A 10718-nucleotide genomic window follows, 5' to 3' on the forward strand; every position below is an offset into this window, starting at 1 on the left:
CGTGTTTGTCGGTAACACTCAACAACAGCAAGGGGGTTAGCCATGCAGTGTAATCAATATCAACCCACGGCGTACACCAAACAGAAATGCCCGCTGGTATCACAACCGATTAATATGGGCGTGCTAGAGCATGTAATGATTGATTCGCAGTTAGGATGGTATAGCCAATACAATTATTTAAACCCGTGGCAAAAGCAGTTCTCTGCAGGATGGCTGAAAAGATATCGAGTTCAAAAAAAGGATTTTCCTGCCTATTGGCCATTTTCACATAAAGTTTTTAAATCTGGCTGGGAGGAAGATAAAACCCAGCCGAAAAGACGAATATTTTTGGAACTATTTGTCGGTTGCTTTAGCTTCCCCTTGGCTTGGCTTGGCTTGGCTTGGCTTGGCTTGGCTTGGCTTGGCTTGGCTTGGCTTGGCTTGGCTTGGCTTGGCTGTGGGTTGGTACTGCTTGGATAACCTCTATAATCACATTGATAATGTCAGGTCAGTTTTGGGGTTGGTCTTTTATTATTCCTCCAATCGTTTGTGCAATATGTACTTGGTTCAATATTCGACTTAAGAACAGTAACTTAAAATACTATAAAGGTTATAAATGGAAGGGGCAGGGGTTTTTTCGTGAAACCGGTAAAGTTATCACCCAGTTCGGTGAATTTGATTTTACAGATTTTGACCCGGTTATAGAGCGAGATATGATGGCCAACGGCACCTGTAATTTTAACCTGGAAATGCGCTATCGCTACCGTGAACAATATAAGTTCAGTCTCCCAATTTATGGTGCAGGCGCCAATATTCGTGATGCCCATGCCGCGTGGGATATGCTGTTGCGCTTTATGGATATCGAAGAACCATTGCCCGATATTCCAGAATTAGAGCCGTTCCGTCATTTAGACCCCACCACAGTCGAATATGACAAAGCAGGCAAGCGCGGCCGCCCTGATAATTACTGGCACGATTTGTATGCCGCCAATGATGAGTCGACCTTCTGGAATTACCTTCATGATATGGAAGGACGGAAAAAGAATAATCCACTGATTCAGATGGATAATGAGTTTTACGACATGATTATTGGACATAAAGAGCCGGTTCCCCCCTATATCCCTGAACACATTTATGAACAACGCAAACGCGAGTTCTATGAAATGCAAGCCGCCTATGAAGCCGAGCAGCAACAAGCCGAAAAAGCAGAATAATCATCAGTTCACAGATTGATTAATAATGACGATAAACAAAAAGGATTTACCTATGCCTAAAGCAGCACTGCTGGGTGACATCGGCACCCAGCATGATGGTTTTCATCCATCCCCGATCATTTCAGCCAGTTCAGATGTCTTCATTGATGGCCGCCCTGTTGCCCGCCAAGGCGATGCATTAATGCCGCATATTAAACCCAAGAATCCGCCGCACCCGCGCAGCATCGCTTCTGGTGTGGGCTCGGTGTTGGTGAATGGTAAGCCCATTGCCGTCGGCGGCTCTAAAATCAGTTGCGGCGGTAAAGTGCAAGCGGGCAGTTCGGTGAAAGCGGGTTAGTTGCAAGATAAACAGCCCCTAGCATCACGGCTAAAAAAAGAAAAACTTATTTTTGCGTTGCTGGGTTAATTCATCTTTTAGCACTTTTAAGGTTGATAGTAATTCGGTGAAATTTACGTGGCGTTGGTTGGGGTCAGGCTGCATACCTGAAATAAGAATGGCTTGTAACGGCACATATTTTAAGTTCTTGTCGATAACCATCGGTGTTTCATTCGCGTTATGGCGAATATTAAAAATCAATTTATACAGTAAAACACACAGCGAGTATTGATCGCTTTTAATTGTTGGCGCTGTTCCCGCTAAAACCTCTGGCGCAGCGTAATCCCCGCTCCATGCATGGACTTTTGAAAAATCGATAGCACATCGGTTGTTCTTTTCGTTCACACTTCGACTAATACTGAAATCGAACAGTGTCAGATGACCATTTTTATCGATCATAATATTTTCGGGTTTTATATCACCATGAATGACACCTTTTTTATGGCAATGGAGAACGGCTAATATCAATGATGATGCGAGTACAAAACGCTCTTTTTCTTTGGTAATACCAAAAGGTGATGCGAGTAGCATCGATAATGGTTCGCCTTCCATTTTTGGCATCACGATAAATGCATGATGGCTTTGCTGGCAAATATCGATCTGGTTAATGGGTAAGATATTGGCGTGTTGCAGCTTTTGGACCTGAGTAAACTCATTGACCAGCAGTAGTCCGGCATCGGTATATTCTTGCGCTTCTCGGGTTAGCATTTTGATCGCGAAATGGCTCTGATTAACCCCTAAACTCAGTAGCAGTAAATCACTTGCCTGATAGACAACGCCCATTCCTCCCACGCCTAAAATCTTATTTAAGCGATAACGCTCATTTAATACCTCATCTTGCTCGGGTAAACATGCTGACTGTTTTTTATCGGTTGGTGATAACGACAAGCTGGATTGTTCTGTCATGGGGTAACCTTGATCATAATGGCAGATAAATTGTCACTCGCTTCCGTTTGCAGCGCTTTTGTTTTCAGTTTTTCAGAACCCTTTATGGGGCTGTCAGACGACATCGAGGCCTGAATGGTTTTGGCTGTTAAGGCGTTATGAAGCCCATCCGTTGTGAGTAAGAAAGTATCATCGTTCTGAACAGCCAGAATGCAGTGTTCGATATTCAATTTACTTCCCATTCCAATAGCCCGGGTTAACACCGAACGACCATTTAGGCGCTGGCTATGATCTCTGGATACTTGATATAACCGGTTTCGCCGATAAAGGTAACAACGGGAATCGCCTGCCCACAAACAGGCGATATGTCCTTGGAAGGCGATAAGCAAACAGACAGTACTGCCAATTACTGCACTTTGAGACAGGGTTTTCTCCTGACTGAGATGATGATTGACGCGATAAAGCGCGTCTTTAATCATTGCTACTCGTTCTTCTAGTGAACCAGAAAAGATCTGATGCTGAATCGCCTCAATCACCATTCTGCTTGCTATCTCGCCATATTCATACCCGCCCATTCCATCAGCGATGACCCAGATATTTTCTGGGCCAAGCGACAGTACCGCATCTTCATTTTTGGCTCTGACTTTACCCACATGAGTAAAATGTGCAGAATGAAAATGTGCGCCCATAATTACGATAGCCTTTTAGAAAGTGTAAAGTTTTTTAGCAGCTTACGGTCAAATGGGGTTGGGGTGCGATCACTGTAAATAAGGTATTGAGCGTTCATCCCCTTGTTTTGCAGATCGATCTTGAGGACATCTTGCCCCTGATATTTGTTGACCTTGAAGCCGTCAAGGATCCGGAAAAATGCCCAGGGCCCAGTTGCTTGCTTACTCACGACATTTGCACCACTTAAATCTTTAAGCACAAAGTTGACGAATTGGCGTTGTTCGCTGATTGGCCAGCTCAGCGACTTCTTCTGAATCGGACCGTGGCGATATAACACTGTTTGATCGCCATAGTTAAATTCGGCCTGCAAAGCGGTTGCGTCCAGCTCAAATGGTGCGATTTTAAACCCGATTTTAGGCTGGGTTTTATTGCGGCCATAGAAGGTATGTTGAATTTGCAAGCCTTGTGAGTACTGGTACATGAACTGTGTGGAAAGGCCAAGATCACGTCCATTTAAGGCGCTGAGCGATAATGACCCACCGCGGTTTTGTACAAACGGTGCTAATGTTGAACGATAGAACTTGTCCAGTACTCCGTCTTTCTGGAAGAAGGCATTGAAATCTGCAATATTGACATCGCGGTTGCTGGTGGTGAATGGGTAACGACCTTTCAATGTTAAGGTATACGGCACAATGACATGATCGTTATAGAGCATCTGTACGTGTTTCTGCGCTTCAGTTAATATAATATTCCACGCGTTATCGGCCACCTGGTTCCACCATGACGATAGGGGCAGAGGCAAGTTACGTGCAGTCTTCCGTACTTTATCGATTTCGGTTATTTTGCCTTGCATCCGTTTTCGTGCCGCATCGAAAGAAGATTGAGGCGTATTCAGGGAATGCTTAATGATTGATAAACTGCTGTTAAGATCGTTGATTGTGACCAGTGCATCTTGCAGGGGAATACTGGCCTCGATACCATCAGGAATAAGCGTATTTAACTTATCAAACTGATGAGAAACACTGCGCCTTGCGGTCCAGGTTTTATTGTCAGCTTTAGGTAGGGCTCCCGCTGCCAGTTTAGCCAATCGTTTGGCTTTGTAGTTGGTAACGTGTTTAGACCCTTCTTCTAACCCGGCTTTCGTTCCATCCTTGGCCAATTGGCTTTCATCAACAAAGGTAGTGTTTTCTTTAATGAGTGCCAGCACTTTAACCACGGGCTGACCGGCTGCGGTGACACTTGTGGTCTGTGAGACCGCCTGATCGAGAGTCGATACCGGGATCACTTTCAGTTGATCAACAGCGTCCTGCCAGTAACGAAGGTAGTCTCGGAAATATAAATTTTCGACATCGGCATAGATTTCACGAATTTCTAATGCGCTCAGATCGGATGATGTTCCGACTACCCAGTTTTCATTGATCAGGCTTTTTACTTGCTCTAACCCTTTGCTTAAAAAGACACGTTGGTACCCTTGCTGGCTATATAAACCGGGAATGACGACATCGACATTGGTGAATAAAATCTGATTTGGGCCTAAGTAGTCACTGAATCTAATATTGGAAAGTTCCTGGTTGCTCGCTTCTTCTTTAATTTGTTGGTAAACCAGCTCCGGAGTACTTGCCTGGCGTAATAGCTTACGGGTTTTGGCAACCAAATTCTGATTCAGCGTTACAGGCTTAAAGCCGGCATTGAGCAAACGATTAAAGTGCCCCTGTAGCTCATTTTGTTCAGTCGCGGATCCACTGTAGCGATATGACCAGTTAACGGCTATCCACTCGCTCATAAACGCTTTATCCATATGCTCCTGCATATTCATCATCAGGTAGGCGCGAAGCGATTTGGTCAGGAATTCACGATTTTGCTGGTTGCTCGAGATCTGATTCTCTAATTCACTGGTGATACGAGGTAACAGAAGTTCTTGTAATTGCTGGTAGTAAACCGCTTCAGCAACGGAGGCAATTTTTGTTCCTTGATTTAATCCGGAATGTTTTTCGAGGTATTGGAGCTGATCCGGATTATAAATTTGAGTTGAATGGTAAAGCGTATTTAGTGCCGGAAGAAGTTCAATTTCATCGGCAAGGGGAGAAATATGGAGTAACTGATCCTGGTATTGGTTTTTCAGGGTTAGCATTGTTTGCTGTTTCTGGTGGTTACCCAAAAATCCGTTAACCCAGACGCTACCCAGTCCGATGATAATTAAAGCTGATGCGATATATACGGAGCGGTTAATCCACTTAATCTTTTGTTCATATTTTTCATCTAACGTGGCCAGTTCACTGTTCGGAAAGATAACATCATCTAATAAACGGCGAATAAAAAATCCCCGTTGATGGCGGCTAGTTGGCAGTACGCGTTGGCTCATGCTCAGGTTTTGGCCAATGACAGCAGTAGATTCGGTAATATCCGTTGTGGGTTCTGGAACTGATGTGAGGTAGAGGCCGCGCAGGTGCGTCGGACTGTGGTAGCGTGTTTCAGAAAAGGACAATTCGCAGAACAGGGCTAGCCGTTCAACAATGGAACTGAGTTGACGGGGAAACTGGAGTAAATCAGAACGGCGTGCTAAGTCACGCTCAGCATGGAATAGCGGAAGAAGCTGGGCGTTGAAGCGACGCAGTAGCTCTTCAAATTCAAATTTTACTTTTTCGGCCTGTTCGCCTTCGCCCTGGTTAAAGGTGACGCCAACCACCTGATCCATATCTTCGCGGTTAAGGTGGGCAAAAAACGCATCAAAGCCTGTAACCAAATCCGTTTTGGTTAATACCAGGTAGACCGGGATATCAGAATTTAGGTGGTGACGGATTTCTTGCAACCGCTCGCGCACATAACGGGCATGCTGCTCAATTTCATTTTCATCCGGGTTTTGTAATGTCTGAATATCAATAGTGAGCAGCAGGCCATTCAGTGGTCTGCGACGACGTTTAGTTCGGAGCGTGTTGAGAAATTTGACCCAAACCGGCCCTTCGATGTTGGTTTCTGGTTGATCGAAATACCGCCCGCCAGCGTCAACCAATACTGCATGGTTGGCAAAATACCATTCGCAATGTTGGCTGCGTTGAATATCACGGGTGAACTTTCCGCTGGCTTGGTTAAGCGGGAAATCAAGCCCGGAGCATTCAAGTAATGTGGTCTTGCCACTGTTTTGCGGGCCGATAACCATATACCAGGGAAGCTGATACTTAACACGATCGTTGAGCCGACCGTATAGACCTGCCCGTTTGATGGTGGCAACGGCCTCATTGAGCCTATCGGTTAACGCATCGACCGTTTCACGGATTAAGGATTGCTGAGCAGCCTGAGCCTCTATTTCAGCACGATCTTGAGCAGCCTGGGCCTGACGCTTTTTGATCTGGTGATGAATGCTGATGCATGCAGCCCAAACGATCAAAAGCACAAAGCAGGCAACCATTTTATGGCTGGTACCGGACAATATGGCGTTACCGGCGATGGCAACTTGGTCGCCCCATAGTACAAGTAATACGCACAAGGTAATGGTCAGGAATAGGCTCCAGCACCAAACTTGCTTAAAGGTGTTCCATATTTTTTTAAATACAGCTTTCATGGTTTTTAACTTCCCTGTTCACTGATCTGTACGTAGTTGTCGATAACAAGTGCCGATTGCTGATCAAGTACGTAGTAAAAGCCGCTATACAGGGCGGCGAGACTAAGTATGACCAAGCAGCCAATACCCAGCAGTGACGTTCTTCGTGTCAGTTTATGACGTTGAAGGCTCTTTGGTTCCCAGTTTGGGGATAGGGTGCTCGGGTTGTCCCCGCGCAACATGCGGATTTGCCGATACAAACTGTCGCGAATCGCCTCTAATTCTGTAAGACCACGCGCAAGTACGCGATACTTCCCTTCAAAACCAAGGCTCAGGCAAAGGTACATTAGCTCAAGCAAATGGAGGTATTTTGCGGGGTTGCGTGTCAGACGTTCCAGCAGTAGGAAAAACTTCTCACCGCCATAGGTTTCATTATGGAAGGTACTGAGCATGGAATGCTGCGACCAGCCACTGTCATTTCCCCATGGGGTGGTCACCACAGTTTCATCAATGAAGGTACAAAGCACGTAGCGGGAAATAGCAAGTTGGCTATTGTCAATGCCAAGGTTAGTGGCCTGAAATTCGAATGCTTTAATTTCACCGACCAGCCGGCTTTGCAACAGTTCGATATCAAGGTGCATTTCCCGTTTTAATTCGGAGGGTAAGATCAGCAGCGATGTCGCAGCATCAATGAGTGGATTGATCCCGACAACACTTTGCTCCTCGGGTTTAACGCGGGTGGCATACACCATGCGTTCTTGCAGATGCTCGAAATGCGGGGTGTTATCGTTTGATGTTAATGAGGGGGATGACTCGTAAGGTGCATGGTTAATCAGCACCGTTCTATCTACTGCATTTGCAGATTTTGCAGGGATAAGTGAAGTATTCATATTAACTGTTCCTTATTGCCCAGAATTGAAGTGAAAGATCACTGTATTCGCCGGCGATATGAAAAGCGAAACCGCCGGACTGAGCAAGCTGGGCGCGATCGGTGGAGTTGAGATCCAACGCGAAGTAACAGTAGTCCCCATGGTAAGGCACCTGGCGGGGAGCGACAGATAACGCGCGACAGCGAATGCCGGGTAACTGAAGATTGACAAGGTTACGGATTTTTTCGACAGGCCCTACTTTGAGCTTAGGTGGCAGTTGTTTACGCAATGTTTCCGGGTCGATATTGGTACGGGCAGCCAATATGAAAGAGGCTTCCATCAGGAGGTCTTTTTCATTAACGGGAGCAACCAGTACGCCATGTTTACGAGTCTGTAATTCAATTTCAATCGCATTTTGTTTCAATGTCTGGGTAAGTTGATGTCGCAGTGCTCGCATGAGCTCGCGGAAACAGGATGCCTGATCATGGTGTTGATACTGCAAGCTGAGATCCGTGCGTCTGGTTTTCGGGGCATAGGTCGATAACTCCCCATGAAGTGAAGCTAAGTGAAGAAAGAGTTCTTCCGGATGATATGCCCCGCTGTGGTACAGATAGTGTAGGATCGGCTCATATTTATTTAACAGTTGGAGCAGAAGAAAATCACCGATCTCAGAGGTCGCATGACCCGATTGGATGATGCGTTCAGCCAGCATGTTGGCGCGATGAGTCACCAGGTTCAGTGCTTCGCGCAAGATTTTCTGAATCATATCTGAGTGGCGCCCATTGATATAACTCGGTTCAAAGTAGCTCTCAAACTCAACCACCCCTTCAGGGGTGACTTGCTTGATTTTACACAGCTTCAATTTCACCCAATGGTTATCAATGGCGCTTTCATCAAGGATCTGAAAATCGTGCTGGCCACAGGTCAGGCTTTGAATGTTCTGCGTATGCGCATTGTTATCTGCAATCGTGACATCAAAAGCGGTGAAGCGCGTTGATATATGGTTATCATCTTCTCGGCGACTTTCGGGCGTATTAAGCGTTGTCACGGGGAGTGACAGATACAGTGTCGCGCCATTTGCTTCTTGCGTTGCTTGCCAGATCAGTGGTTTTGATTGGTGGTTAATATCGAATAAAGTTCCATCAGGAAGTACGCCTTTAGCCTCATTAATCAATACCTTACCAACAGATAAATGGTGTAGGTCTATACTGAGGGAATAAAATCCCCAGTTAAAACGATTCTGATTCTGTGAACGAACCTGCAGCTGATGATGCATATAGCGTTCATGTTGCTGGAAATGCTGTGGTCGTAGCAGCATCCCTTCTTGCCAAATGACCTTATCCATATCTAAGAACCTTCGCCTTGCGGTTGTAAACTGTTAGATTGGCTATGTTTATTACGAAGTGAGACGCGCTTGATCCGCAAGATGCCGGAGTCAGTAATACCGAGTTCAACTTTTTGCAGTTCTTCTTTTTCCAGCGTTTGCAAAAAGCGCCATTCGGCATCATTGATTTGCTGATAGGCGCCAATAATCCCAATAAATCGGCTATTTTCATTGAGATTTAGCTTTATGTTATGTTTTTCGCCTGGGCGTAAAATAAGCTCTTCTTCAGCAATGAAATCAGGCCCTAAGGTTTTTTTTGTATTTTCGTAAAGGGCAAAAAACGTTGCGTTTTCGAATCCTGTCGCTGCTTTCAGTTCAACTATTTTTACCACCATTGGTGATGGCCGCCCGGTTTGGTCCGGATTGAGATCTGACGTGGCGATGAGCGTGAGATCAACAAGTGTGGGATCTGGCGTGCTGCTGCAGGCAAAAAGCAGGCTGCAAAAGAGTAGTGGTATTAATCTTTTCATTGTTATCCTCATGCGCGTAAGGCTGTATTTAGCAGTTGTAAATGTGTTTCATAGTGTTTAGCAAAATCTTGCTCTAGCAAGGCATTACGCCATTCTGCATCATTCTGGATTTTTTCATGTAATTGCGAGTAAGCACGCCAGTATTTGGCGTCTGCACGGCCAAAGCTGGCTTTAACACCTTCCTGGATGAAACGGTAGGTCAGTGTTTGTGGCGACAGCTTTTCGATAAGCTCTTGCACCATATGTTGGCTGGCATCGTTGATGGCGAGCTGGTGGGCTTGAATATCATTGCAGCCCTGAGTAATGGCTTCTGGCCCAGTAAGAAAGCCCCTTTTTTTCGCCAGTAGTATATTGAGAGCCTCTGAGGCATCATGGCTGAACTTGAGCGGATTATTGCCTTGTCCCTGTATTGTTGTCGCTTTGCCGCGCAGACTGTTTTTCATTTCCGCCCGGGTACGTAGCAATTGCTGCAGGCCGCCAACGGACTGACGTAAAAGTACGCCAATATCATGTGCGAGCTGTTGCTGATCGGTGTGCTGGGGAAAGTTGACACCCAGCCCTTTGCTTAACGCGCTGAGAATGACGGAATCTGGGTACTGCTGTGTGGTGGTTGCGTTGTTTCTGGCCTGTGATGCTGATGACTGCTGATTAAACGGTTCTGCCTCAATATCGTTATTTATATTAACGTCATTCCTCTCATTAACCGGGTCATTGTTATTAACCCCCTTGCTTTCATGCATGGTGAAGTCGCCATTAATCGTAAAGTCTTCTGGAATTTCGTCTAATCCTGCTTCATGGCGAACAGAGTGATCGAGTACGGGGGATGGAATATGCTCTTTAAGCAAACTGTCATCACTTTCTTTCTCTTCGGTTTGCGAAGCTGCCATTATTTGCAGATTCTGCAGGTCTTGATCACTTTCCAGTAATTCGTCAACCGGTTCATCGTCAAGAAAGCTGTCATCTGGGATCAGGGCGCGGAGTGTTTCTTTGTCTGCAGCATATTGTTCTGGATCTTGTACCAGAGTGACCTGCATCAGGTAATTGCCTATCTTGAAACTGTCGCCATGGTGGATGGGATGCGCTTCGCCTTTATTTAGCGGTGCGTCCTCCCCATCAAGAAAGGTGCCGTTGGTACTGTTATCTGTGATGAAGTACGAATCATCATCAAAGGAAATCGTTGCGTGGATATTGGATATCTGACGCTTGGTATCGGGCAGGAACCATTCTGCGTATTCACCTCTGCCGATGGTGCCCCCTGCTTTTTTAAAGGTAAATGATGTCGTTAAATTGGCTGGGTAGTCATCAGCACTAATTATATTGAAGATAAGATCCAT

10 protein-coding genes are annotated in these 10718 nt (G+C 45.7%); 3 read left to right on the forward strand and 7 right to left on the reverse strand.

Annotated elements, in window-relative coordinates:
• Positions 1 to 42 precede the first annotated feature (42 nt).
• From C9I89_RS22340 to C9I89_RS09890, 3 genes are read left to right on the forward strand one after another with little or no spacing between them, the layout of a single operon-like run.
• Entirely contained in the window at positions 43 to 459 is a 417-nt protein-coding gene (locus tag C9I89_RS22340; RefSeq protein ID WP_146155063.1) for a hypothetical protein, read from the forward strand.
• Between the two features lie 20 nt (positions 460 to 479).
• A complete protein-coding gene (locus C9I89_RS09885) occupies positions 480 to 1193 on the forward strand; it encodes a hypothetical protein (RefSeq protein WP_170107677.1) in 714 nt (237 codons plus the stop codon).
• Between the two features lie 52 nt (positions 1194 to 1245).
• Positions 1246 to 1530, forward strand: coding sequence for a type VI secretion system PAAR protein (locus C9I89_RS09890; protein ID WP_107283194.1), 285 nt, complete (start codon positions 1246 to 1248; stop codon positions 1528 to 1530).
• Positions 1531 to 1560: 30 nt separating this feature from the next.
• Here C9I89_RS09890 and C9I89_RS09895 read toward each other — a convergent pair whose 3' ends face one another.
• The 7 genes from C9I89_RS09895 to tagH are packed head-to-tail and all read right to left on the reverse strand — an operon-like array spanning position 1561 to position 10718.
• Entirely contained in the window at positions 1561 to 2475 is a 915-nt protein-coding gene (locus C9I89_RS09895) for a serine/threonine protein kinase (RefSeq protein WP_107283195.1), read from the reverse strand.
• Positions 2472 to 3143 carry a PP2C family protein-serine/threonine phosphatase gene (locus tag C9I89_RS09900; protein WP_107283196.1) on the reverse strand — a complete coding sequence of 224 codons (672 nt, stop codon included), beginning with the start codon at positions 3141 to 3143 and terminating at the stop codon, positions 2472 to 2474. The genes C9I89_RS09895 and C9I89_RS09900 overlap by 4 nt, the downstream gene beginning before the upstream one ends.
• A gap of 2 nt (positions 3144 to 3145) precedes the next feature.
• On the reverse strand, positions 3146 to 6682 hold the full coding sequence (gene tssM / locus C9I89_RS09905) for a type VI secretion system membrane subunit TssM (protein WP_107283197.1): 3537 nt from the start codon (positions 6680 to 6682) through the stop codon (positions 3146 to 3148).
• A gap of 5 nt (positions 6683 to 6687) precedes the next feature.
• Entirely contained in the window at positions 6688 to 7551 is an 864-nt protein-coding gene (icmH, locus tag C9I89_RS09910) for a type IVB secretion system protein IcmH/DotU (protein ID WP_107283198.1), read from the reverse strand.
• Between the two features lies 1 nt (position 7552).
• Positions 7553 to 8875 (reverse strand): type VI secretion system baseplate subunit TssK, encoded by a 1323-nt coding sequence (tssK, locus tag C9I89_RS09915; protein ID WP_107283199.1) that lies wholly within the window; start codon positions 8873 to 8875, stop codon positions 7553 to 7555.
• Between the two features lie 2 nt (positions 8876 to 8877).
• Positions 8878 to 9384, reverse strand: coding sequence for a type VI secretion system lipoprotein TssJ (gene tssJ / locus C9I89_RS09920; RefSeq protein ID WP_107283200.1), 507 nt, complete (start codon positions 9382 to 9384; stop codon positions 8878 to 8880).
• Between the two features lie 8 nt (positions 9385 to 9392).
• Positions 9393 to 10718: a type VI secretion system-associated FHA domain protein TagH gene (gene tagH, locus C9I89_RS09925; RefSeq protein WP_107283201.1), complete on the reverse strand. Its 1326-nt coding sequence runs from the start codon at positions 10716 to 10718 to the stop codon at positions 9393 to 9395.

This window comes from Photobacterium lipolyticum (assembly GCF_003026475.1).
GTDB classification, from domain to species: Bacteria; Pseudomonadota; Gammaproteobacteria; order Enterobacterales; family Vibrionaceae; genus Photobacterium; species Photobacterium lipolyticum.